At 67.0% G+C, this 23,616-nt stretch carries 18 protein-coding genes and 1 pseudogene; 15 read left to right on the forward strand and 4 right to left on the reverse strand.

Annotated features, from left to right (window positions below):
• Window positions 1-60 precede the first annotated feature (60 nt).
• The 4 genes and pseudogenes from ACVK00_RS26430 to ACVK00_RS26445 form a co-directional block, all read left to right on the forward strand.
• Window positions 61-189: pseudogene (locus ACVK00_RS26430) on the forward strand (peptide transporter); the annotation flags it as partial.
• Window positions 190-470: 281 nt separating this feature from the next.
• Window positions 471-866, forward strand: a complete 396-nt coding sequence (locus tag ACVK00_RS26435) for an Imm41 family immunity protein (RefSeq protein ID WP_284894120.1) — start codon at window positions 471-473, stop codon at window positions 864-866.
• Window positions 867-1,094: 228 nt separating this feature from the next.
• The gene (locus ACVK00_RS26440; RefSeq protein WP_284894122.1) at window positions 1,095-1,568 is read left to right on the forward strand and encodes an immunity 42 family protein; all 474 of its coding nucleotides are present in this window, start codon (window positions 1,095-1,097) and stop codon (window positions 1,566-1,568) included.
• Between the two features lie 95 nt (window positions 1,569-1,663).
• Window positions 1,664-3,424: a ShlB/FhaC/HecB family hemolysin secretion/activation protein gene (locus tag ACVK00_RS26445; protein ID WP_284894124.1), complete on the forward strand. Its 1,761-nt coding sequence runs from the start codon at window positions 1,664-1,666 to the stop codon at window positions 3,422-3,424.
• Between the two features lie 377 nt (window positions 3,425-3,801).
• On the opposite strand, the gene ACVK00_RS26450 is transcribed toward ACVK00_RS26445, so the two are convergent.
• Entirely contained in the window at window positions 3,802-4,815 is a 1,014-nt protein-coding gene (locus ACVK00_RS26450; RefSeq protein ID WP_175747043.1) for a LacI family DNA-binding transcriptional regulator, read from the reverse strand.
• Between the two features lie 235 nt (window positions 4,816-5,050).
• Between ACVK00_RS26450 and ACVK00_RS26455 the strand changes: the two genes are divergently transcribed.
• From ACVK00_RS26455 to ACVK00_RS26480, 6 genes are all read left to right on the forward strand, one after another.
• Complete coding sequence (locus ACVK00_RS26455; RefSeq protein WP_284894125.1) at window positions 5,051-6,205, forward strand: ABC transporter ATP-binding protein; 1,155 nt, start codon at window positions 5,051-5,053, stop codon at window positions 6,203-6,205.
• 68 nt (window positions 6,206-6,273) lie between these two features.
• The gene (locus ACVK00_RS26460) at window positions 6,274-7,512 is read left to right on the forward strand and encodes an ABC transporter substrate-binding protein (RefSeq protein WP_284894126.1); all 1,239 of its coding nucleotides are present in this window, start codon (window positions 6,274-6,276) and stop codon (window positions 7,510-7,512) included.
• Window positions 7,513-7,611: 99 nt separating this feature from the next.
• A complete protein-coding gene (locus ACVK00_RS26465) occupies window positions 7,612-8,529 on the forward strand; it encodes a carbohydrate ABC transporter permease (protein WP_105832123.1) in 918 nt (305 codons plus the stop codon).
• A gap of 11 nt (window positions 8,530-8,540) precedes the next feature.
• Window positions 8,541-9,392 (forward strand): carbohydrate ABC transporter permease, encoded by an 852-nt coding sequence (locus ACVK00_RS26470; protein ID WP_284894128.1) that lies wholly within the window; start codon window positions 8,541-8,543, stop codon window positions 9,390-9,392.
• Between the two features lie 38 nt (window positions 9,393-9,430).
• The gene (locus ACVK00_RS26475; protein WP_284894129.1) at window positions 9,431-11,401 is read left to right on the forward strand and encodes a beta-galactosidase; all 1,971 of its coding nucleotides are present in this window, start codon (window positions 9,431-9,433) and stop codon (window positions 11,399-11,401) included.
• A gap of 4 nt (window positions 11,402-11,405) precedes the next feature.
• The gene (locus tag ACVK00_RS26480; RefSeq protein WP_354123353.1) at window positions 11,406-12,728 is read left to right on the forward strand and encodes a sugar efflux transporter; all 1,323 of its coding nucleotides are present in this window, start codon (window positions 11,406-11,408) and stop codon (window positions 12,726-12,728) included.
• Between the two features lie 57 nt (window positions 12,729-12,785).
• Here ACVK00_RS26480 and ACVK00_RS26485 read toward each other — a convergent pair whose 3' ends face one another.
• The 3 genes from ACVK00_RS26485 to ACVK00_RS26495 form a co-directional block, all read right to left on the reverse strand.
• The gene (locus tag ACVK00_RS26485) at window positions 12,786-13,940 is read right to left on the reverse strand and encodes a glycoside hydrolase family 53 protein (RefSeq protein ID WP_284894131.1); all 1,155 of its coding nucleotides are present in this window, start codon (window positions 13,938-13,940) and stop codon (window positions 12,786-12,788) included.
• 335 nt (window positions 13,941-14,275) lie between these two features.
• Entirely contained in the window at window positions 14,276-15,364 is a 1,089-nt protein-coding gene (locus ACVK00_RS26490; protein ID WP_284894132.1) for an aldose epimerase family protein, read from the reverse strand.
• Between the two features lie 27 nt (window positions 15,365-15,391).
• Window positions 15,392-16,585, reverse strand: a complete 1,194-nt coding sequence (locus ACVK00_RS26495; RefSeq protein ID WP_212117625.1) for a XylR family transcriptional regulator — start codon at window positions 16,583-16,585, stop codon at window positions 15,392-15,394.
• A 265-nt stretch (window positions 16,586-16,850) separates the two neighbouring features.
• Here ACVK00_RS26495 and xylA point away from each other — a divergent pair, with 265 nt between their 5' ends.
• From xylA to ACVK00_RS26520, 5 genes are all read left to right on the forward strand, one after another.
• Entirely contained in the window at window positions 16,851-18,173 is a 1,323-nt protein-coding gene (gene xylA / locus ACVK00_RS26500; protein ID WP_284894134.1) for a xylose isomerase, read from the forward strand.
• A 4-nt stretch (window positions 18,174-18,177) separates the two neighbouring features.
• Window positions 18,178-19,656 carry a xylulokinase gene (gene xylB, locus ACVK00_RS26505; protein WP_284894135.1) on the forward strand — a complete coding sequence of 493 codons (1,479 nt, stop codon included), beginning with the start codon at window positions 18,178-18,180 and terminating at the stop codon, window positions 19,654-19,656.
• Window positions 19,657-19,757: 101 nt separating this feature from the next.
• Window positions 19,758-20,786, forward strand: a complete 1,029-nt coding sequence (gene xylF / locus ACVK00_RS26510) for a D-xylose ABC transporter substrate-binding protein (protein ID WP_166723780.1) — start codon at window positions 19,758-19,760, stop codon at window positions 20,784-20,786.
• 71 nt (window positions 20,787-20,857) lie between these two features.
• Window positions 20,858-22,417, forward strand: a complete 1,560-nt coding sequence (gene xylG / locus ACVK00_RS26515; RefSeq protein WP_284894137.1) for a D-xylose ABC transporter ATP-binding protein — start codon at window positions 20,858-20,860, stop codon at window positions 22,415-22,417.
• A complete protein-coding gene (locus ACVK00_RS26520) occupies window positions 22,414-23,613 on the forward strand; it encodes a sugar ABC transporter permease (protein WP_175675964.1) in 1,200 nt (399 codons plus the stop codon). The genes xylG and ACVK00_RS26520 overlap by 4 nt, the downstream gene beginning before the upstream one ends.
• Window positions 23,614-23,616: the final 3 nt, after the last annotated feature.

A 23,616-nucleotide genomic window follows, 5' to 3' on the forward strand; every position in this document is an offset into this window, starting at 1 on the left:
GATAAATCAGCGAGCTGGTTTATTAATAGGTCAATTCATAAGAATGCGAGAGGCCAACAAAAATCCCGCGTCGCGACTCGCTTGGGTGCCTACGGTTACGACCTGTTTGCCGGCACGCCGATCTACAAGCCGTCCGGGTTTCCTACGGCACGCGTGGCGGTTGGTTTTCAGGTCACCGCACAGTTCTGAAGAAGGAAGCGCGATCCGATACTCGGCCCGTCGTCGTCGGGGACGGCGGCGGCGAGGATCGGGAACCGACGGATTTTCCGACCACGTCAATCACTGCGCTGTTGTCGTGGCGTCACGAGCCGTCTCCGCGCCGTCCCCGTGGCGTTGCCAGTGTTCGCACCGACGCAAGTACAACGCTCCGGCTGAGCGCCGCTTAATTCCGCTCCCGCGTTTTAGATAAGACAGACGCAGGGCAGGGGCGCAGGATTAAGATCAAGTGAAATGCAAAACGGAGCGAAAGATTGGACCCGAGAGATATTGTTAAAAAAAATGTCTTCGCATCGCCTGCCTACGACGAAAAATCCTTTTCTGGTGTCTTGCACGAGCGAGGAATCTGGGAAGACGAACAATATTGGCTACTGGAGTCGGCGTTGTATGCACTCGCCCACGAAGGGACGATCGCAGTCGATCTGTACGCGGAAGTTTTTCATATTTTCGATTTGGTGACGAATGCTATTTGTTCTCATCTCGACCAGAACGATTCGTACGAGATAGAAAACATTGATCTCGATAAGGTATATGATTTGCGCGAGCGAATCCGCATGGTCTTCGCAGGATTTTTCGTCAGGAAAATGCCGGATCAAGAAGTGTACTTCAATGATAGAAATCCATTGCTCGCGAGTAAAGCGGGAGATTGAGGTATATGGAACTGAATCGAATCGGAACGCTATTGCGGGACTTGGCGCTGTCACGCGGCTTGACCGATGGTGATCCTGTGTGTGCACAAAGAGTAGCCGACGACCTAGAGTGGTATATCGATTGAAAGACGGGTAAAAAATAATTATTGGCGAAAGAAATTCACTGCGGCGAAGGCTGCTAAGATTTCGATCGACGGAAGACCATCGATCGGATTTAAAAGGAAATAAATGCTATCTGGTAACCCTGATGCGTTCGCCATTTGGTTCGACTCGGTTGAATCTTGGTCGAGCGATAGTTTCAATAATGGATGCTTTGGCTGCTTCATCGCAGGAGAATTAATTTGGTCCCTGCGGTCTACGCTCGGAGTTGATATTCGTAGCCTAAGTCTGCTGCACTCCATGAATCATCCTGTCGAAAGTGAGGAAATGTTTAATTTACCTTCGAATTCTGCATATGGCCGGCTTTGCGAACTCGCCTTTCCTTCCCTTGATTCGGAAGCCGAAGTCAGTGATTTCACGCATCTCGTATCACCGGAAAGCCTCTCCGATGAAGGATATTACCTATTTCTTGTGGAGCTTGGAGGGCAGGCGAAGTTAATCGCTGGTGTTAAGGATGACCTCAGCAGTGTTCGGCAAGTTATTTTGAAACGCGGCGAATTTCAAGAGGTCGTGAGGGGCGCGATTGAGATGTTTCCGGTATAGACGGACTGATTACACGCAGGGGTTCGCCACGCGCCGAACCCAGACGGCGCGCTTGCGCCGATCCTTGATGGGCCGGCATTAAAACTAACCACCAAATGACAATAATTAAACAGCTGGCGACCATGCCGTTCGCCGCGTTGATGGCGATCACCGTGCAGGCGCAGCAAGCCCCGACGCCCGTCGACCAGGCTACTGCCGCGCGCGCGAACGCGGAGCAGGATCGCCAAGCGCAACAGCAACGCGACGCACAGCAGCGCGACGCTGCGGTGCACGCGCCTTCGGTTCGTTCCGAGGTGCCGAGTGTCGAAGCGTATCCCGCGATTCCGGCCGAAACGCCCTGTTTTCGGATCGACCGGTTTGCGCTGGACGTACCGGACGCGTTGCCCAGCGCAGCGAAGGCGCAAGGCGCGTCGGCATTGCCGATGGATCGCTTCGCGTTCGCACGCGAATGGCTCGAACATTACTCGGGTGCGTGCGTCGGCAAGCGAGGCATCGATGTGCTGGTCAAGGGCCTGTCGCAAGCGATCCTTGCGCGCGGGTATGTCACCACGCGCGTGCTTGTGCCCGAACAGGACCTGTCTACCGGCACTCTCAAGTTTTCACTGATTCCCGGCGTAATCCGCCATGTGCGCTTCGTCGACGAAAAACTCCGCGGCACGTGGAAAACTGCCTTTCCGACGCGCGACGGCGAACTGCTGAACCTGCGCGATCTCGAACAAGGCCTCGAGCAAATGAAGCGCGTGACGAGCCAGGACGTGTCGATGCAGATCGTCCCCGCCGACGTGCCGGGCGAAAGCGATGTCGTACTCGACGTGAAGCGCGGCAAACCGTGGACGGTCGTCGCGTCGATCGACAACTCGGGCACGCGCGCGACGGGCCGGCTTCAGGGCAATTTGTCTCTCGGTATCGACAATCCGCTCGGCCTGAATGACATCTTCAATATCGGCGTGAGCCAGGACCTCGAATTCGGCGACAAGCGACTTGGTTCGCACGGCTGGAACGGTTTTTATTCGATCCCGTGGGGCTACTGGACCGCGACGCTATCGGCGTACACCAACACGTACTACCAGCAGATCGCCGGCGTGAACCAGACGTTCGTCGCGAGCGGCAATTCGAAGACGGTCGATTTCAAGCTGAACCGCGTGCTGTCGCGCAGCCAGAACGACGTGTTCGGCGCGCAGTTCCGCCTGTCGCGCCGGTTCGGCCAGAGCTTCATCGAAGACACGGAAATTCCGCAGCAGCGCCGCAACAACACGTTCGTCGAGTTCGGCCTGACCGATCGTCATTATTTCGGCAACGCGCAGTTCGACGGGACGCTCGCGTACCGGCAGGGTATCGGCGCGTTCGGCGCGCAGGGCGACAGCCTCGCAGCAGACGGTGGCCCGACCTACCGCTACAAGATGGCCGTGCTTGACGCGAATCTGTCGGTGCCGTTCGCAATCTCGCAACAGCCGTTCCGCTACGTGACGACGTTCCACGGCCAGTACACGGGCAACACGCTGTACTACATCGATGACCTGACGATCGGCAGCCGTTACACCGTGCGCGGATTCGACGGGGAGACGATGCTGGCCGCCTCCCGTGGTTTCTACTGGCGCAACGAATTGCAGGCGCCGATCGGTCAAACCGGGCAGGCGGTGTATGCGGGCATCGACTACGGCCGCGTGTGGGGCCCGCAGCCGGTCGCCCTCGTCGGCACGCAGCTGGCGGGCGCCGTGATTGGCGTGAAGGGCAGCGTCGCGACTCGAATGGGTGCCTACGGTTACGACTTGTTTGCTGGCACGCCGATCTATAAGCCGTCCGGGTTTCCTACGGCACGGGTAACGGTCGGTTTCCAGGTCACGGCACAGTTCTGATGAAGGGGGGGCGATCCGATACTCGGCCCGCCGTCGCCGGAGACGACGCCGGCGAGGATCGAGAACCGACGGCCTTTCTGACCGCGCAGATCGCCGCGCTATTGTCCGAAAGCCACGAGCCGCGTCCCCGCTGTCACCGTTGCTGCGGCCGCAATATCACGAGTGCTGGATTCAGAACACGCCTGATTGGTCGACCGCCGAGGTTCGAATGCCCGACGTGTCGACGCTATTTTGGCCGCACCGTCGACATACCGCCGGTAGAAAAACCCCTCAAAAGCTCGATCTGTTCGTATCCCTGCTTTCTCAGCCGATCTCGTCGACGGAAGTGTCCCGATCGACTGGCGCCAAGGATTCGCCCCTGTCTCAGCGTCGACTCGTCAATCCCTCACCACCCCCGTCGATTCCCGCACCACGAGTTCCGGCGCACCGATCGTATGCACGGCCGCGGCCGGTTCGATCCCGTCGATCATGTCGAGCGTCAGCGCGATCGCCCGCGCGGCGATCTGCGACGTCGGGAACCGCACCGTCGTCAACGCGGGGCGGAACTGGTGGGCGAGCTGGATATCGGTCATGCCGACCACCGACAGATCGGCCGGCACGCGCAGGCCGAGATCGGCGGCCGCCTGCATCGCCCCGATCGCCATCAGGTCGTTGGTCGCGAACAGCGCGGTGAGGCCGGGCTTCGCGCGCAGCAGCGCGGCGGCCGCTTCGTAGCCGCCTTCGATCGAATCGTGCGCCGACACGGTCGTCAGCGCATCCGCCGGATGGCCGCGTGCCGCGAGTTCGTCGGCGAAGCCGCGCAGCCGCACCGACTGCGGGCCGCCCGAGCCCTTGCCGACGAGCGCGCCGAACGCGCGATGCCGCAATCCGGATAGATGCGCGGCCGCCAGCGCGCCCGCCGCCGCGAAATCGACGGTCACGCACGGCAGCGTGCGCGATGCATGCACGTGCTCCCACATGCACAGCACGATCGATGCGCCGTGACGCGCGATGTCGGCGAGCTCGGCTTCGGCGAGATCGGTGTTCATCACGATCGCGCCGGCCGCGAGCGTCCCCGCGATCCGCTCGAGGTAGTTGCGCGTGATCGCCGGATCGTCGTCCGTATTGGACACGAGCAGGTAATGGCCACGCTTGCGCGCCTCGCGCTCGGCAGCCAGCACGAACTCCGGATAGAACGGGTTGGTGATGTTCGACAGCATCAGCGCGAGCGTCGACGTGCGGCCTTCGGCGAGCGCCCGCGCGGTGAGATTCGGCCGATAGCCGAGTTCGCGGATCGCCGCCATCACGCGCTCGACGGTCGCCGGCTTCACCTTCTGCGGATTGCGCAACACGTTGGAGACGGTCGCCGCGGTGACGTTCGCGCGCCGCGCGACTTGCGCGAGCGTCACCATGCGCGACCTGCGGCCGGGCGGGCGACGCTACGCGCCGGAAGTGAAGCTGGGGAGTGTCTGCTCATATTCTGGGAGTGCGTCCCACAAGTTGCACAGGGACAGGCGATACGCTAATTTCTCGACACAACAGATGAAGGAGACGACATGGTACGGCGAACCGGGCGAACTGCGCCACCGAAATTTAAGCGGTTAAATTTTTCGATCCGAAGCGCCTGACCCAGGAGAGGAGAGCGGGATGACCGCCATTTCATTGAAGGATGTCTCGAAGCGCTACGGCGACCATGCGCCGGTGCTGCGCGACGTCAACCTCGAGATCGCATCGCACGAGTTCTGCGTGTTTCTCGGTCCGTCGGGCTGCGGCAAATCCACGTTGTTGCGGATGATCGCCGGGCTCGAGGACGTGACCGAAGGCGAGCTGCGGATCGGCGGTGCGCGCATGAACGACACGCCGCCTGCCGAGCGCGGTGTCGCGATGGTGTTCCAGAGCTATGCGCTGTTTCCGCACATGACCGTGTTCGAGAACATCGGTTTCGGGCTGCGCATCGCCGGCACGCCGAAGGACGAGATCCGCCGACGCGTGACCGAGGCCGCGCGCGTGCTGCAGCTCGACGCACTGCTCGATCGCAAGCCGAAAGCGCTGTCGGGCGGGCAGCGGCAGCGCGTCGCGATCGGCCGTGCGATCGTGCGCGAGCCGCGCGTGTTCCTGTTCGACGAGCCGCTGTCGAATCTCGATGCGACGCTGCGCGGCCAGACGCGCGTCGAGATCGCCCGCCTGCACGCGCGCTTCACGCAATCGAGCTCCGTCTACGTGACGCACGACCAGATCGAGGCGATGACGCTGGCCGACCGGATCGTGCTGCTGCACGCGGGCGACGACGTCGCGCGCTTCGGCAGCATCGCGCAGGCCGGCGCGCCGCTCGAGCTGTATCACCGGCCGGCCAACCGCTTCGTCGCGGGCTTCATCGGCTCGCCGCGGATGAACTTCCTGCCGGCGCTCGTCGAGGCGGCCGATGCGCACGGCTGCCGGCTGCGCCTGGACGGCACCGGCGAAACGCTGACGCTGCGCGATCGCCCGTTGCCGCGCCACGTCGGCGGCGGCGCGCGCGTGACGCTCGGGATTCGTCCCGAGCATCTGACGGTCGCGGGATCCGGCGAGGCCGACCTGCCGGCGATCGTGCGCGACGTCGCGCTGGTCGAGCAACTGGGCGAAGCCGCGTACGTGCATCTCGATCAACCCGGCGGCGTGCCGCTGCTCGCGAAACTGCCGGGCCAGGCTGCGCTGCGGCGCGGCGAGCGTCATGCGTTTAGCGTGCCGCCGTCGTGCTGCCACCTGTTCGACGAAGCCGGTATCGCATTGCCGGCCATCCACGCCGAAGCGGCATTCGCCTAGCGGCGCGGCGCCGATCCGCCGCGCGCGGCGCGGCACCCATCACATCACACCAATACCAGGAGACAACGATGAGACTTCGTGCGAGCCGACTGCTGCTTGCCCTGACGACTGCCGCGGCGTTCGCCGCGGGGACGGCCGACGCGGGCACGCTCAAGGTGAACGTCGCCGCGCGCGGCAACCAGCGCGCGACGTGGCAAGCGGTGTTCGACCAGTTCCACAAGGCGAATCCGGACATCGACCTGAAGGTCAGCTACGTCGGCGAGGAGGCGTACAAGGTGCAGATGTCCGGCTGGCTCGCGACCGATCCGCCCGACGTGCTGAGCTGGAACAACGGCGAGCGGCTCGCGTATTTCGCGAAGCGCGGGCTGATCGAGGACCTGAGCGCGGACTGGCAGAAGAACGGCTGGAACGACACGTATGCGGCCGTGAAGCAGTCGTCGACCTACGGCGGCAAGCTCTACAGTTTGCCGCTCGGCTATGACGCGTATGGCCTCTTCTACCGCAAGGATCTGTTCGAGAAGGCGGGCATTCACGGCGAGCCGGCGGACTGGACGCAGTTTCTCGATGCGTGTCGCAAGCTGAAGGCGGCCGGCATCGCGCCGATCGCGGTGGCCGCGCGCGACGCGTGGACGCTCGCCGCGTGGTTCGACTACCTCGACCTTCGGATCAACGGCTATGCGTTCCACCAGAAGCTGATGGCCGGCGACGTCGCCTATACCGACCCGCGGGTGCGTGCCGTGTACGCGGCGTGGAAGAAGCTGATCGACGACAAGTATTTCATCGACAACGCGCTGTCCTACGACGTCGATTCGCTGAGCCCGCTGATCGTCAACGGCCAGGCCGCGATGACGCTGATGGGCACCTGGTATTCGGCGGGCCTGCTGAGCGCGACGCGCAACCCGATCAGCTTCTTCCGCTTCCCGGTGATCGATGCGTCGGTGCCGCTTGCGGAGGACGGTCCGGTCAACGTGCTGATCGTGCCGGCGAAGGCGCACAACAAGACGGACGCGCGTCGCCTGCTCGCGTTCATGGGGCAACCGGCGATCAGCGGCGAGTTCGCGAAGGGGATGGGGCAGCTGCCGTCGAACAACAAGGCGCCCGAGCCGCAGGACCCGATCTCGAAGATCGGCTTCCGCACGCTCGCGACGACGCCCGGCGGCATCGCGCAGTTCTACGACCGCGACATGACGAAGGAGATGGCGGACGAGGGGATGAAGGCGATGCAGCAGTTCCTGTCCGACCCGACGCAGCTCGATGCGATCCTGCAGCGCCTCGAGCAGACCCGCAAGCGCATCTACCGGAAGTAACGAGGCACGCGGCCGGGCCGGCCACGCCGGTCCGGCGCCGCGTCGTCACCGCCACGCCCGGTTCGTCCGTTTCGTCTCGTTTCGTCGAAGGTCATCTCAATGTCAACCAGCCTGTCCGAAAGCGCCGCGCGCCGCGAAGCCGGCCACGAGCGGCATGCGCGCGCGTCGCTCGCGCGCCGGCGCAACCGCGCGGCGCTGCTGTTCGTGCTGCCGGGATTCGCGCTGTTCACCGTGTTCGTCTTGTATCCGATCGTCAGCAGCATCTGGCTGAGCTTCCATCACTGGGACGGGATGACGCCGATGACGTACGCGGGGCTCGACAACTATCGCGAGCTGCTGCAGTCCGATACGTTCTACGTCGCGCTGAAGAACAACGTGCTGTGGCTCGCACTGTTCCTCGCCGCGCCGCCGCTCGGCCTCGCGCTCGCGCTGTACCTGAACCAGAACGTCTACGGGATCCGGCTCGTGAAGTCGCTGTTCTTCGCGCCGTTCGTGTTGCCGGGCGTCGTCGTCGGCCTGGTGTTCTCGTGGTTCTACGACCCGACGTTCGGGCTGCTGAAGCTGATCGTCGGGCACGGGATCCCGGTGCTAGGCGATCCGCGCTATGCGACCTACGGCGTGATCGTCGCCGCGCTGTGGCCGCAGATTCCGTTCTGCATGATCCTGTACCTGACCGGGCTCACCGGCATCAACGGCGAGATCGTGGAAGCGGCCCGGATGGAAGGCGCGCGCGGCTTCACGCTGCTGTGGCACGTGATCCTGCCGCAGTTGCGGCCCGCGACCTTCATGGCGGTGGTGCTGACCGTGATCGGCGCGCTGCGCAGCTTCGACCTGATCTCCGTGATGACGGGCGGCGGCCCGTTCGACAGCTCGACCGTGCTCGCGTACTTCATGGTCGACCAGGCGATCAAGTATTACCGCGAAGGCTATTCGGCCGCGATCGCGGTCGTGCTGTTCGCGATCATGCTCGTCTATATCGTGTGGCAGCTGCGCAAGCTGGTGCGCGTCGAATCATAAGGATAACCAACATGTATCCGATGCCCATGTCCCGCTGGGGACGTCCCGCACGCTTGCTGTACCGGCTGTCGCTGCCGTGCGCGCTCGCGCTGTGGCTCGTGCCGCTGCTCGCGGTGCTCGTCACGTCGATCCGCTCGACCGACGAGATCATGGCCGGTCATTACTGGGACTGGCCGAAGCAGTTCGCGCTGGTCGAGAATTACGGCACCGCGCTCACGCAGACGCCGATGCTGCATTACTTCGCGAACAGCATCCTGATCACGGTGCCGTCGGTCGCCGCGTCGATCCTGCTCGCGTCGCTCGCCGGGCACGCGCTCGCGAACTACCGGTTCTGCGGCAATCTCGTGCTGCTCGGGCTGTTCGTCGCGGGCAACTTCGTGCCGATCCAGATCCTGATGATCCCGGTGCGGCAGATCATGCTCGGCGTCGGCCTGTACAACACCGTATGGGCGCTGGTGCTGTTCCATACCGCGTTCCAGACCGGCTTCTGCACGCTGTTCCTGCGCAACTTCATCCGCGAGCTGCCGTTCGAGCTGATCGAGGCCGCGCGCGTCGAAGGCGCGTCGGAGTGGGCGATCTACTGGCGCGTCGTGCTGCCGCTCGTGCGGCCGGCGCTCGCGGCGCTCGCGATCCTCGTGTTCACGTTCGTGTGGAACGACTACTTCTGGGCGCTGTGCCTCACGCAAGGCGACGACGCGGCGCCGATCACCGTCGGCGTCGCCGCGCTCAAGGGGCAGTGGACGACCGCCTGGAACATCGTGTCGGCCGGCTCGGTGCTCGCCGCGCTGCCGTCGGTGCTGATGTTCTTCGCGATGCAGAAACACTTCGTCGCGGGGCTCACGTTCGGCGCGACGAAAGGCTGATGGCCTCCCTCCTTCCACTCTCCAGCAAGGAATCCACGATGCACCTCGGCGTTTGCTATTACCCCGAACACTGGCCGCGCGAACAATGGGACCGCGATGCGCGGCGCATGGCCGAACTGGGCCTGACCCGCGTGCGGATCGCCGAATTCGCGTGGAGCCGGATGGAGCCGGAACCCGGCCGCTACGACTGGGCATGGCTCGACGAAGCGATCGACACGCTCGCCAGCCGGCAGTTGAAGGTCATACTCGGCACGCCGACCGCCTCGCCACCGAAATGGCTCGTCGATCGCCATCCGGAGATCCTGCCGGTTGGCGCGGACGGCGCCGTGTGGCAATTCGGCTCGCGTCGCCATTACGACATCGCGAGCCCCGTGTATCGCGAGCACTGCGTGCGCATCGCGGACGCGATGGCGCGACGCTACGGCGCGCATCCGGCGGTGATCGCCTGGCAGACCGACAACGAGCTCGGCTGTCACAACACGCTGCCGAGCTATACGCGTGCGGCGCTCGAAGGTTTTCGCGCGTGGCTCGCCGTGCGCTACGGCGATATCGGCGCGCTGAACCGCGCGTGGGGCAACGTGTTCTGGAGCATGGAATATCGCGGCTTCGACGAGATCGAGCTGCCACGCCATACGCCGACCGACGCGAACCCCGCGCACCTGCTCGACTTCCGGCGCTACCAGTCGGACGAGGTCGCGCGGTTCCATGCGGCGCAGGTCGATGCGATCCGTCCGCACGCGCCGGGCCGCGACGTGCTGCACAACTTCATGGGATTTTTCACCGAGTTCGATCACTACGCGTTCGCCCGCGGCGGCCTCGATGTCGCCGCGTGGGACAGCTACCCGGTGCCGCGCACCGAAGTGCTGCCGCTCGATGAAGCCGACAAGCGGCGCTGGGCACGCACCGGCCATCCCGACGTGTCGGCGTTCTCGCACGACCTGTATCGCGGTGTCGGCAACGGCCGGATGTGGGTGATGGAGCAACAGGCGGGGCCCGTCAACTGGGGGCCGTACAACCCGGTGCCGCACGCCGGCGCGGTGCGGTTGTGGACGTGGGAAGCGTTCGCGCATGGCGCGGAGTTCGTGTCGTATTTCCGCTGGCGGCAGTATCCGCATGCGCAGGAGCAGCTGCACTCGGGGCTCAACGCACCGGACGACCAGCTGTCGCCCGGCGGCCGTGAAGTGGCGCGCGTCGCACGCGAGCTGGCCGCGCTGGACTCCGCGCTCATCGCCGGCGCGCGCGAGCCGGCCCGCGTCGCGCTGCTGTTCGATTACACGGCCGACTGGATGATCCGGATCCAGCCGCACGGCGCCGACTTCGACTATCAGCAGCACGCGTTCGACTGGTATCGCGCGCTGCGCGAACTGGGGCTCGACGTCGATATCGTCGCGGCCGATGCCGACGTGTCGCGTTATGCGCTCGTCGTCGCGCCGACGCTGCCGGTCGTGCCGGATCGCGTCGTCGAGCAGGCCGCGAGCGGCAACGCGCACTGGCTGTTCGGGCCGCGCACGGGGTCCCGCACCGCCGACTTCGCGATCGTGCCGGGCCTCGCGCCGGGCAAGCTGCGTGACGTGCTGCCGGTGCGGATCGCGCAGGTCGAGTCGCTGCGGCCGTCGCTCGCGCCGGGCGTCGCGTTCGACGGTGTCGACGGCCACGCGCTGAAATGGCGCGATCACATTGATCTCGACGCAGACACCCGCATCGACGTGCTCGCCGCCTGCGACGACGGCGTGCCCGCGCTCGTGCGGCACGGCCAGGTGACGATGGCGACCGCCTGCTTCGATCCCGCGCTGTTGCGCGCGATCGTCGGCCGCTGCGCGCGCGACGCCGGACTGCCGGTGCGCGCGCTGCCTGACGGCGTGCGCTTGTGCCGGCGCGGGCGCGTCGTGTTCGCGTTCAACTACGGCGACACCCCGTGCATGCTGCCCGCGCCGGACGGTGCGCGCTTCGTGCTCGGCGGCCCCGAACTCGGCGCGGTCGATGTCGCCGCATGGGTCGAGCCGGACTGACGCGATGCAGTCGTTGCCGTCGCCGCGGTTGCATGTCGCGCGCCTCGCGCGAATCGCGCGGATCGCGCATTTCGTGCCGCTGTCCGCGGCGGCGTTGATGCTCGGCGTCGCGATGTCGTTTACCGCGCCGTACCTGTCGCTGTTCGGCGTGGAAGCGGCCGGGATGTCGCCGTGGCTCGCGGGCGTCTTCATGACGCTGATCGCGGCGAGCGGTGTGGTCGCGAGCACGTGGGCCGGGCGGTGGTCGGATCGTCGCGACCGCCACCGGCCGCTGCTCGTCGTGTCGCTCGCTGCGGCCGCGCTCGGCTTCGCGCTGCTGTGCGTGCTGCGCGCGCACGGGCCGGTGATCGCGGCCGGCACGATCCTGCTTGGCGCGGGCGCCGTGTCGCTGTCGCAGATCTTTTCGTTCGCACGCGCGGTGCTGCCGGTCGACGACGATGCGCAGCGTGAGCTCGCGTCAGCCGCGCTGCGCACGATGCTGTCTGTCGCGTGGGTGTTCGGTCCCGCGCTCGGCACGCTGATCCTCGCGCAGACGGGCTTTACCGGGCTCTTTCTTGCAGCGGCCGCGGGCTTTGTCGCGTGCGCGGCGATCATTGCGCGCATTCCCGAGCCCGTGCGCCGGCCGACGGCGGTCGAGGTGCACCGGTCCGTCGCGACGAGCGCATCCGGCGGCGATCCGGTGTCGCCAGCCGATGCCGCACCGGTCCTCGTCGCGCCGCGCGCGACCGTGCTGCGGACGCTCGTCGCGCTCACGCTGATGGAGCTTGCCGCGAACGCGACGATGATCGTGCTGCCGCTGTACATCGTGCGCGGGCTGGGCGGCACACCGGCGAACGTGTCGGCCGCGCTGGGTCTGGCCGCGTTGCTCGAGATCCCGATGATGCTGTGGCTCGGCATCCGGTCGACGCGGCTCGACAAGGCGCGCTGGCTGACCGCGTGTGCGGTCGTGCATGCAACCTATTTCATCGGGCTCGCCGCCGTGACGCGGGTGGAGATGATCCTGCCGCTGCAACTGTTGAGCGCATGCGTGGTCGCGATCACGTCGTGCCTCGGCATGACGCGCGTGTGCGACCTGATGCCGACGCGCCCCGGTACCGCGACCGCGATGTTCTTCAGCACCGCGCGCGTCGGCTCGATCGCATCGGGCGTGCTGTCGGGCGGGTGTGTCGACCTGTTCGGCTATCGCGCGACGTTCGCGGGTTGCTGCGGCCTCGCGCTCGTCGCATTCGCGCTGCTCGCCCGCGATGCGCGCGGCGAGCAGGGCGGTGCGAGTGACGCAAGCGGCACGGCGGCGCCTGCCCGGCGCCGCTTCGATGCGCCGCACTGACGCGCAAGGCGCCGGTGCGGTGATGCCGTGATGCAGTGGCGCCGGAACGGGTCAACGTCACCGGTACGCGTCCAGCGACGACAGCGCGTTGCCGTGGAAGTCGAACCACGTGTTGTTGTCCCATTGATCGCCCGCGCCGACCTTCCAGCCCACGCCCGGCGTCGGGATCCATTCCGGCTCCCACCAGAACACGCCCTTGCCGCGATTGCCCGGCACGCCCTTCACGATATCGACGACCGCCGCGAGGAATTGCGCCTGGCCGGCCGGTGACGGCGGGAACGCGGTCGAGCCCGTGTTCGTCATCGCGTTCGGTTCCGAGTCGCCGTCGCTGGTGGTCCACGGATACGCGGTTTCCACGACGATCAGCTCCTTGTCGTAGCGCACCGCGAGGTCGTTCGCGTTGTTGCGCAGGTCGTCGAGCGCGCCTTGCCACTGCGGGTAATACGACAGGCCGATCACGTCGAACGTCACGCCGCGCTGCGTCGCGCTGTCGAACCACCAGCGGCTTTTCGCGTTGTCGCCGCCGCTGTCGATATGCATCATTACCTTGATGCGCGGATCGACGGCCTTCACCGCATCGCGGCCCGTCTTCAGCAGCTGCGCGAGGTTGTCCCACTGATCGTAGCGGCCGAGCGGCCACAGCATGCCGCCGGTGATCTCGTTGCCGATCTGCACCCACTCGGGCCGCACGCCGGCGCGCTGCAGCTGGCGCAGCACGTCGGTCGTATAGGCCGAAAGCAGCGCGCATGTATCGGCCAGATTCTTGCCGGCCCATGCATGCGGCGGGTATTGCTTGCCGGGGTCGGCCCACCAGTCGCTGTAGTGAAAGTCGATCAGGATGCGCATCCCGAGCGCGGCCGCACGTTTCGCGAGCGCCACGACGTGTGCGGCATTGTTGTAGCCGGCCGCATCGCTCTGGTTCGCGGGGAAGAAGTCCGGGTTGCCGGGATCGTTCCAGACCTTGATGCGGATCGAATCCACGCCATGCGCGTGCAGGATCTTCAGGCAGTCGCGCGGGTGCCCGCGGTCGAAGTACTGCGCGCCGTGTGCTTCGAGCTCCGGCAGCGTCGACACGTCCGCGCCCATCGCGAACGGGACGCCACCCGCGCCGCGCGCAACGCCTTGCGCGACGGCCGGCAACGCGCCGGCCAGGTCGACGCAGGCAAGCGCGGCGGTCGAGACACTCCAGCGCAACATCGATCGTCTGTTCATTGTCATCCTCCAGGTTGAGCCCGGTCGATCGAGCGATCGCGGGCTTCGGTGATTTAAGCGCTTAAATTTCGGCCTCGACATGAAGCCGGATCGAGCGTAGCGCAGCCGCCGAGGCAGACGCAAAGAACGCGTGCGTTGCCTACTATCTGGCGACGGGCGTGCAGGCAGTGCGAAGCGGCAGGGATTCGTCTCGCTCGCCGTTCATGCGGCGCGCTTGGGCGTGAGCGGCGCGACGATCGGTGCGCGACGGACGGGCGCACGGGGCATGCGCGCACCGGAACGGCCGCGTGGGAGGAACCGGCACGGCGGTCGGCAGCGATCCGCCGCAGTAACCGCTACGCGCGAACGCCGACGCGATATCTGGTCGTCTGCCGATAGGTGTCGCCCGGCTGAAGGATGGTTTCGTCGCGCAGCGCGTTCATGTTGACCTGGTTCGGAAAGAACCCGGCTTCGACGCACAGCGCCGCATGCTGCACGCACGACACGCCGCCGCTTGCGCGCACGCCATCCAGATAGTTGCCCGTATAGAGCTGCAGCCCGCGCTGATCCGTCGACACGGCGAGCTCCCGGCCGCTTTCCGGATCGTAGATCGCCGCGACGGGCCGCACGCCGCGCCCAGGGTCGCGCAGCACGTAGCAGTGGTCGAAGCCGCGCCCGCGTGCGAGCTGCGCATGCGGCCAGTCGAGGCGCGCGCCGATCGGCGCGCTCTGCCGGAAATCGAACGCGCTGCCCGTCACGTCGGCCGTGCCGGTCGGGATCAGCGCGTCGTCCACTTCGACGAACGCATCGGCGTCGATCTGCAGCAGATGCCCGCGCACGTCGCTGCCCGCGCGTCCGCTCAGGTTGAAGTAGCTGTGATTCGTCAGGTTCAACGGCGTGGGCGCATCCGTCACGCCCGTGTAGTCGATCGTCAGCGTGCCGTCGTCGTCGAGCGTGTAGCGCACCTGCACGCTCACGTTGCCGGGGAACCCGGCATCGCCTTCCGGCGAATCGAGCCGCAGCGTCAACCCGCCGTGGTCGTCGATCACGTCCCAGCGCGCGCGATGAAAGCCGCTCGCGCCGCCGTGCAGCAGGTTGCCGTTCTCGTTGCGGTCGAGCGTGTAGTCGACGCCGTCGAGCGTGAAGCGCGCAGCCGCGATCCGGTTCGCCCAGCGGCCGACCGTCGCGCCGAGGTATGCGCCTGATTCGACGTAGTCGGCCGGCGTGTCATGGGCCAGCACGATATCGGCGAAGCGCCCGGTGCGGTCGGGGGCGAGCCACGACACGACGGTCGCGCCGAGATCGCTGATGACGACGCGCATCCCGTGCGCGTTGCGCAGCGTGAAGCGCCGCACCGGATCGCCGCCGGGCGGCGCGCCCCACGGCTCGGACGGAATGCGGCCGACGTCGGCTGCCGGGCGGGAAGTGGCGGTATCGATAGGCATGAGTGGGTTCGCTCGTGGGCGGTGAATTCAGTGGGCAGGCGCGGTGCGTTCCTGGTATTCACGCGGCGTGCAGCCGAGTTCGCGGCGGAACACCGCATACATGTATTGCAGCGACGTGAAGCCGCAGCGGATCGCAACTTCCGCGCTCGACGCATTGCGGGCCGCGAGCAGCGCCTGGGCGGCCTCGAGCTTGTGACGCAGGATTTCCTGGTGCACGGTGCGCTGCAGTTCGCGCCGGAAGTGCTCTTCGAGCAACGAGCGTGACACGCCGACATAGTCGGCGACCTGTTCGGTCTTGATCCCCTGGCACGCGTACTGGCGGATGAAATGCCGTGCGCGCATCACGTGCGGGCTCGCGAGCGGCTGGTGGCGCGTCGACTCGAGCACGTTGATGCCGACCGGCGGCACGAGGATGCGCTGCCCGGGAAAACGCGCGCCGCGCAGCATCCGGTGCAGCAGGTGCGCGGCGGTGCGGCCCATTTCCTCGGTGCCCTGGATCACCGACGACAATGGAATGCGCGTCAGCGTGCGGGTGAGCGGATCGTTGTCGATGCCGATGATCGCGACCTGTTCCGGCACCGCGATGCCGGCGATCAGGCATGCCTGCAGCAGATGCCGCGCGCGCGCATCGGTGACCGCGATCACGCCGACGGGTTTGGGCAGCGCATGCAGCCAGCCGATCAGCTGCTCGATCGCGTGATCCCAGCCCGACGCGCTCGTCGACACGCCGCGATAGATCGGCGCGTCGAGCCCGTCCGCGCGCGCAAGCCGGTCGAACGCGAGCTCGCGCTGCTGCGCCCAGCGATTCTCCTGGGCGGCCGGCAGGCTGTACATCGCGAAATGCGCGAGCCCCGCGCCGATCAGGTGCGTATAGGCGAGCGACACGAGCTTGGGGTTGTCGGTCGCAATATATGGGACGTCGTCCGGATACTGCGCCGGATCCTCGTATGACGAGCCGACCGCAACGATCGGCAGCGGCGAGCCGGCGAGCGCGTCGGCGACGGCCGGATCGTCGAAGTCCGCGATGATGCCGTCGCCGTCGAAGCGCTCGATGCCGGCGAGCCGGCAGCGGAAGTCGTCTTCGAGGAACAGGTCCCACACGACGCGCGTCGTGTGCAGGTACTGGCCGATGCCGCTGATGATCTCGCGGTCGTAGACCTTGTTCGCGTTGAACAGCAGCGCGATGCGGTGCGGTGTCTGGGCGGAAGGGGCGCGGTTCATCTGGTGTCGGGGCACGCGCGCCGGGCGCGTCGTGCCGTTGTCTCCGGGGCGCGCCCGAGGCGGTGGCGCGCGGTGTTCTGGTGTCCGGCGATTGTAGGACGGAACGCGCGCCGCGCGCAGCAACTGGCAAGAAACGTTAAGCGTGCTGCGCAATTTCGCAATTGCCGGCCGGCAGGCGCGCGGGCACGATCCAGTCAACCGAATTCGGCCGCGTGCGTCGTCGCGACGCGCGTTGCGCTGCAACAAGAGCCTGCACGGAGACACCATGTCGTATTTCGAACACATTCCCGCGATTCGTTACGAAGGTCCGCAGTCGGACAACCCGCTGGCCTACCACCACTACGACGCCGAGAAGCGCGTGCTCGGCAAGACGCTGGCCGAGCATCTGCGGATTGCCGTGTGCTACTGGCACACGTTCGTATGGCCGGGGCACGACATCTTCGGGCAGGGCGCATTCCAGCGGCCCTGGCAGCAACCCGGCGACGCCCTCGAGCGGGCGCGCCTGAAGGCGGATGCGGCATTCGAATTCTTCACGAAGCTGGGTACGCCTTTCTACACGTTCCATGACACGGACGTCGCGCCGGAGGGCGACAGCCTGCGCGAGTACGCGGCCAATTTCGCGCGGATGGTCGACTATCTCGGCGAGCGCCAGCAGGCGAGCGGCGTGCGGCTGCTGTGGGGGACCGCGAACCTGTTCTCGCACCCGCGCTTCGCGGCGGGCGCGGCGACGAACCCGAACCCCGACGTGTTCGCGTGGGCCGCGGCCCAGGTATGCCATGCGCTCGACGCGACGCACCGGCTCGGCGGCGAGAACTACGTGCTGTGGGGCGGCCGCGAAGGGTATGAGACGCTCCTCAATACCGACCTGAAGCGCGAGCGCGACCAGTTCGCGCGCTTCCTGTCGATGGTCGTCGAGCACAAGCACCGGATCGGCTTCAAGGGCGCGCTGCTGATCGAGCCGAAGCCGCAGGAGCCGACCAAGCACCAGTACGACTACGACGTCGCGACCGTGCACGGCTTCCTCGTGCAGTACGGACTGCAGAACGAGATCCGTGTGAACATCGAGGCCAACCACGCGACGCTCGCCGGTCATTCGTTCCATCACGAGATCGCGAATGCGTTCGCGCTCGGCGTGTTCGGCAGCGTCGACGCGAACCGCGGCGACCCGCAGAACGGCTGGGACACCGACCAGTTTCCGAACAGCGTCGAGGAACTGACGCTCGCGTTCTACGAGATCCTGCGCCACGGCGGCTTTACCACCGGCGGGATGAACTTCGACGCGAAGGTGCGCCGCCAGAGCGTGGATCCGGAAGACCTGTTCTACGGCCACGTCGGCGCGATCGACGTGCTCGCGCTCGCGCTCGAACGCGCGGCGGTGCTGGTCGAGAACGACCGGCTCGACGCGCTGCGCCGGCAGCGCTACGCGCAGTGGGACGATGCGTTCGGCCGCAAGATCCTGTCGGGCGGCTATACGCTGCAGTCGCTCGCGGACGATGCGCTCGCGCGCGGTGTGGATCCGCGACATGCGAGCGGCGCGCAGGAGCGGCTCGAGAACATCGTGAACCAGGCGATCTACGGGCTGCGCTGACGCCATGTATATCGGACTCGATCTCGGCACGTCGGGCGTGAAGGCGGTGCTGCTCGACCGCGACGGTGCGGTGCGCGCGAGCGCGAGCCGCCCGCTGACGGTGAGCCGGCCGCGGCCGCGCTGGTCCGAACAGGCGCCGCGCGACTGGTGGGACGCGGCATGCGGCGCGCTCGCCGCGCTCGTCGATGAAGCACGCGCGGCCGGCATCGACGCGCACGACATCGGCGCGCTGGGGCTGACCGGGCAGATGCATGGCGCCACGCTGCTCGACGCGCATGGCGACGTGCTGCGCCCCGCGATTCTCTGGAACGACGGTCGCGCGGATGCGGAGTGCGCGGAACTCGAGCGGCTCGCGCCCGCGCTGCGCACCGTGGCCGGCAACGTCGCGATGCCCGGCTTCACCGCGCCGAAGCTGCTGTGGGTGCGCCGTCACGAGCCCGACGTGTTCGCGCGCATCGCGCACGTGCTGCTGCCGAAGGACTATCTGCGCTACCGGCTGACCGGTGCGTTCGCAACCGATCCGTCGGATGCCGCCGGCACGCTGTGGCTCGACGTCGCGAAGCGCGACTACGACGACGCGCTACTGGCCGCGTGCGGGCTGTCACGCGCGCAGATGCCGACCGTGTTCGAGGGCAACCGCGTGACCGGCACGCTGCTGCCGGCCGTCGCGCGCGCGCTCGGGCTGCGCGAGATCCCGGTGGTGGCCGGTGGCGGCGACAACGCGGCCGGCGCGGTGGGCGTCGGCATCGTGCGGCCCGGCGATGCGCTGCTGTCGCTCGGCACGTCGGGTGTCTATTTCGCGGTGTCGGACGGCTTTCGCGCGAACCCGGAATCGGCGGTGCACAGCTTCTGTCACGCGCTGCCGGATACGTGGCACCTGATGTCGGTGATGCTGAACGCGGCTGGCTGCCTCGACTTCAGCGCGCAGCTGGCCGGTTACGGCGGCGTCGCGGCGCTGCTCGACGATGCCGAGACGAACGCGCGCGCAAGCCGCCCGTGGTTCCTGCCGTACCTGAGCGGCGAGCGCACGCCGCACAACGACGTGAATGCGAAAGGCGTGTTCTACGGGCTCACGCCCGACACGCAGCGTGCGGATCTCGCGAACGCGACGCTCGAAGGCGTCGGCTTCGCGCTGCTCGACGGCATCGACGCGCTGCATGCGGCCGGGCTCGCGCCCGACAGCATCACGGTGATCGGCGGCGGCTCGCGCAGCGCGTACTGGACGCAGATGCTCGCCGACCTCAGCGGCCGCGCGCTGACGCTGCGCGCGGGCGGCGAAGTGGGGCCGGCGCTGGGCGCCGCGCGCCTTGCGCATCTCGCGCTCGAACCGGATGCGCCGCTCGACGACGTGTGCCCGCAGCCGCCGATCGTCGCGGTGCGCGAGCCTGACCTCGCGCGGCATGCGTGGTATCGCGACGTGCGGCGTCCGACGTTTCGCGCGCTTTACCGCGCGCTCGAGCCGGTGTTTGCAACGGGCGCATGACGTGCTGAATGCCTGCACATTGCAGTGACTCGATGCGGGCGGCGCATTCCGGCGGCCGCCCGGCGTTCGTGAGGTTGTCCAATAACGAGAGGAGTGGAGACATGAAATCCGTGACGCGTCGTACCGTATTGAGTTCGCTTGCCGGCGCCGCCGCGCTGGCGATCCTCGCGCTGGGCGCACCGCCCGCGCAGGCGAGCAAGGACAAGCCCGAGATCGGCTTCTGCATCGACGACCTGCGCGTCGAGCGCTGGTCGCGCGATCGCGATTACTTCGTCGCGGCCGCGACGAAGCTCGGCGCGAAGGTGTCGGTGCAGTCGGCCGACGCAAGCGAGGCGCGGCAGATTTCCCAGATCGAGAACCTGATCTCGCGCGGCGTCGACGTGATCGTGATCGTGCCGTTCAATTCGAAGACGCTCGGCAACGTCGTCGCCGAAGCGCGGAAGGCCGGCATCAAGGTCGTGTCGTACGACCGTCTGATCCTCGACGCGGATGTCGACGCGTACATCTCGTTCGACAACGAGAAGGTTGGCGAACTGCAGGCGCAGGGCGTGTTCGACGCGAAGCCGAAGGGCAACTACTTCCTGCTCGGCGGCGCGCCGACCGACAACAACGCGAAGATGCTGCGTGAAGGACAACTGAAGGTGCTGAAGCCGGCGATCGACCGCGGCGACATCAAGCTCGTCGGCCAGCAATGGGTGCCCGAGTGGAGCGCGTCGACCGCGCTGCGGATCGTCGAGGACGCGCTGACCGCGAACAACAACCGGATCGACGCGATCGTCGCGTCGAACGACGGCACCGCGGGCGGCGCGATCCAGGCGCTCGCCGCGCAGCATCTGGCCGGCAAGGTGCCGGTGTCGGGGCAGGATGCGGATCTCGCGGCGGTCAAGCGCGTGATCGCCGGCACGCAGACGATGACGGTCTACAAGCCGCTGAAGCTGATCGCGAGCGAAGCCGCGAAGCTCGCGGTCGATCTCGCGAAGGGCACGAAGCCCGCGTTCAACGCGCAATACGACAACGGGAAGAAGAAGGTCGACACGGTGCTGCTGCAGCCGACGCTGCTGACGAAGCGCAACGTCGACGTCGTCGTGAAGGACGGCTTCTACACCCAGGCCCAGCTGGCGAGCCAGTAACGGCACGACGGCGGCGAGGCACGCGGCCGGCCAGGCGGGCGGCCGCGTGCGCACTGCGAGGCGATGAACGTATGACCGAACCCTTGCTGACGATGCGCGGCATCGTCAAGGCATTCGACGGCGTGAAGGCGCTCGACGGAATCGACCTGACCGTGCGTCCGGGCGAGTGCGTCGGCCTGTGCGGCGAGAACGGCGCCGGCAAGTCGACGCTGATGAAGGTGCTGTCGGGCGTCTATCCGCACGGCACGTGGGACGGCGAGATCCGCTGGGAAGGCGCGCCGCTCGCCGCGTCCGGCGTGCGCGACACCGAGCGCGCGGGCATCGTGATCATTCACCAGGAGCTGATGCTCGTGCCCGAGCTGTCGGTTGCCGAGAACATCTTTCTCGGCAACGAGATCACGCTGCCCGGCGGGCGCATGCACTACGCGGAGATGGTGCGGCGTTCGGAAGCGCTGCTGCGCGAGCTGCGGATCGACGCGATCAACGTCGCGCAGCCGGTGATGAACTACGGCGGCGGCCACCAGCAGCTGATCGAAATCGCGAAGGCGCTGAACAAGCGCGCGAAGCTGCTGATTCTCGACGAGCCGTCGTCGTCGCTGAGCGCCGCCGAGACGCGCATCCTGCTCGACATCGTGCGCGACCTGAAGCATCGCGGTGTCGCGTGCGTGTACATCTCGCACAAGCTCGACGAAGTCGACGCGGTATGCGACACCGTGACCGTGATCCGCGACGGCCGCCATGTCGCGACCGAGCCGATGAGTACGCTGACGACCGACCGGATCATCGCGATGATGGTCGGCCGCGAGATCCGCAACCTGTATCCGCGCGAGCCGCACGAGATCGGCGACGTCGTGCTGGAGGCACGCAACGTGACCTGTCACGACGTCGCGAACCCGCGCCGCAAGCGCGTCGACGACGTATCGTTCAGCGTGCGGCGCGGCGAGATCCTCGGCGTCGCCGGGCTCGTCGGCGCGGGCCGCACCGAGCTGATGCAGGCGATTTTCGGCGCGTATCCGGGCGCGAGCACGGCGAGCGTGCGGATGAACGGCCGGCCGCTCGCGATCCGCGCGCCGGCCGATGCGATCCGCGCGGGCATCGCGATGGTGCCGGAGGACCGCAAGCGCCACGGGATCGTGCCGCAGCTCGGCGTGGGCCACAACATCACGCTGTCGGTGCTGCGCCGTTTCGCGACGCGCGGACGGATCGACGCAGCCGCCGAGCTCGATGCGATTCGTACGGAGATGCAGCGGCTGTCGGTGCGTGCTGCGCATCCGTTCCTGCCGATCGCGAGCCTGTCCGGCGGCAATCAGCAGAAGGCGGTGCTCGCCAGGATGCTGCTGGCCGACCCGCAGGTGCTGATCCTCGACGAACCGACACGCGGCGTCGACGTTGGCGCGAAGGCGGAGATCTACCGGCTGATCTTTGCGCTCGCGAAACGCGGCGTCGCGCTCATCGTCGTGTCGTCGGAGTTGCCGGAAGTGCTCGGGCTGGCCGATCGCGTGCTCGTGATCGGCGAGGGCGAGCTGCGCGGCGAATTCGTGAACGACGGCCTCACGCAGGAACAGATCCTCGGCGCCGCGCTGACGCCCGCGCGGCGTCCGGCCGAACCCATTGCAGCGAGTACCCGATGAATACCGAACTGTCTTCCTCTTCCGCCGTGCCGCCGGACGCCGACGCGCGCCGCGCGCACGGCCATCCGTTGCGCCAGGTCTTCGTGCGCTACAAGGTGCTCGCGCTGCTGTTCGCGGTCGCGGCGATCTGGGTGTTCTTTTCGGTGCTGACCGATGGGGCGTTCGTCACGCCGCGCAACGTGTCGAACCTGCTGCGGCAGATGTCGATCACCGGGATGCTCGCGTGCGGGATGGTGTTCGTGATCATCGCGGGCGAGATCGACCTGTCGGTCGGTTCGCTGCTCGGGCTGCTCGGCGGCGTCGCGGCGATTCTCGACGTCAATCGTCACTGGCCCGTCGCCGCGACGGTGCCGGCGGTGCTCGCGCTCGGCGTGCTGGTCGGGTTGTTCAACGGCTGGTGGTCGACCTACCGTCGCGTGCCGTCGTTCATCGTCGGGCTCGGCGGAATGCTCGCGTTTCGCGGCATCCTGCTCGGCGTGACGGGCGGCTCGACGATCGCGCCGGTGTCCGACGGCTTCGTGTTCATCGGCCAGGGCTACCTGCCGCGCATGGCGGGCGACGGCCTCGCGCTGCTGCTGTTCGCGCTCGTCGCGCTGCTGGTCATCCGGCAGCGCGGCACGCGGCGCCGTTACCGGCTGGCGGTCGCGCCGCTGTGGCAGGACGCCGCGAAGATCGTCGGCGCCGGGGCCGTGCTGTTCGCGTTCGTCGCGATGCTCGACCGCTACGGCGGCATCCCCGTGCCCGTGTTGCTGCTGCTCGCGTTGCTCGGCGCATTCTCGTGGATCGCGACGCAGACCGTGTTCGGCCGACGCATCTATGCCGTGGGTTCGAACCTGGAGGCGACGCGGCTGTCGGGCGTCGATACGGATCGGGTGAAACTGGCGATCTTCGCGCTGATGGGGCTGATGTGCGCGTTCGCGGGGATCGTCAATACCGCGCGGCTCGCGGCCGGCTCGCCGTCGGCCGGCACGATGGGCGAACTCGACGCGATCGCCGCGTGCTTCATCGGCGGCACGTCGATGCGCGGCGGGTCGGGCACCGTCTACGGCGCGCTGATCGGTGCGCTCGTGATGGCGAGCCTCGACAACGGGATGTCGATGCTCGACGTCGACGCGTACTGGCAGATGATCGTCAAGGGCGCGGTGCTGGTGCTGGCGGTGTGGATCGACGTGGTGTCGCGTTCGAACCGGCGGTGAGGT

The sequence above is a fragment of the Burkholderia sp. PvR073 genome (genome assembly GCF_054055695.1).

Excerpts from the sequence above, each read along its gene's own strand:
- ACVK00_RS26485 (WP_284894131.1), bottom strand. The coding sequence starts at position 13,940 with ATGAACAGACGATCGATGTTGCGCTGGAGTGTCTCGACCGCCGCGCTT.
- ACVK00_RS26480 (WP_354123353.1), top strand. The coding sequence starts at position 11,406 with ATGCAGTCGTTGCCGTCGCCGCGGTTGCATGTCGCGCGCCTCGCGCGA.
- xylA (WP_284894134.1), top strand. The coding sequence starts at position 16,851 with ATGTCGTATTTCGAACACATTCCCGCGATTCGTTACGAAGGTCCGCAG.
- ACVK00_RS26440 (WP_284894122.1), top strand. The coding sequence starts at position 1,095 with ATGCTATCTGGTAACCCTGATGCGTTCGCCATTTGGTTCGACTCGGTT.
- ACVK00_RS26465 (WP_105832123.1), top strand. The coding sequence starts at position 7,612 with ATGTCAACCAGCCTGTCCGAAAGCGCCGCGCGCCGCGAAGCCGGCCAC.
- xylG (WP_284894137.1), top strand. The coding sequence starts at position 20,858 with ATGACCGAACCCTTGCTGACGATGCGCGGCATCGTCAAGGCATTCGAC.
- xylF (WP_166723780.1), top strand. The coding sequence starts at position 19,758 with ATGAAATCCGTGACGCGTCGTACCGTATTGAGTTCGCTTGCCGGCGCC.
- ACVK00_RS26520 (WP_175675964.1), top strand. The coding sequence starts at position 22,414 with ATGAATACCGAACTGTCTTCCTCTTCCGCCGTGCCGCCGGACGCCGAC.
- ACVK00_RS26470 (WP_284894128.1), top strand. The coding sequence starts at position 8,541 with ATGTATCCGATGCCCATGTCCCGCTGGGGACGTCCCGCACGCTTGCTG.
- xylB (WP_284894135.1), top strand. The coding sequence starts at position 18,178 with ATGTATATCGGACTCGATCTCGGCACGTCGGGCGTGAAGGCGGTGCTG.
- ACVK00_RS26495 (WP_212117625.1), bottom strand. The coding sequence starts at position 16,585 with ATGAACCGCGCCCCTTCCGCCCAGACACCGCACCGCATCGCGCTGCTG.
- ACVK00_RS26490 (WP_284894132.1), bottom strand. The coding sequence starts at position 15,364 with ATGCCTATCGATACCGCCACTTCCCGCCCGGCAGCCGACGTCGGCCGC.
- ACVK00_RS26445 (WP_284894124.1), top strand. The coding sequence starts at position 1,664 with ATGACAATAATTAAACAGCTGGCGACCATGCCGTTCGCCGCGTTGATG.
- ACVK00_RS26450 (WP_175747043.1), bottom strand. The coding sequence starts at position 4,815 with ATGGTGACGCTCGCGCAAGTCGCGCGGCGCGCGAACGTCACCGCGGCG.
- ACVK00_RS26460 (WP_284894126.1), top strand. The coding sequence starts at position 6,274 with ATGAGACTTCGTGCGAGCCGACTGCTGCTTGCCCTGACGACTGCCGCG.
- ACVK00_RS26455 (WP_284894125.1), top strand. The coding sequence starts at position 5,051 with ATGACCGCCATTTCATTGAAGGATGTCTCGAAGCGCTACGGCGACCAT.
- ACVK00_RS26475 (WP_284894129.1), top strand. The coding sequence starts at position 9,431 with ATGCACCTCGGCGTTTGCTATTACCCCGAACACTGGCCGCGCGAACAA.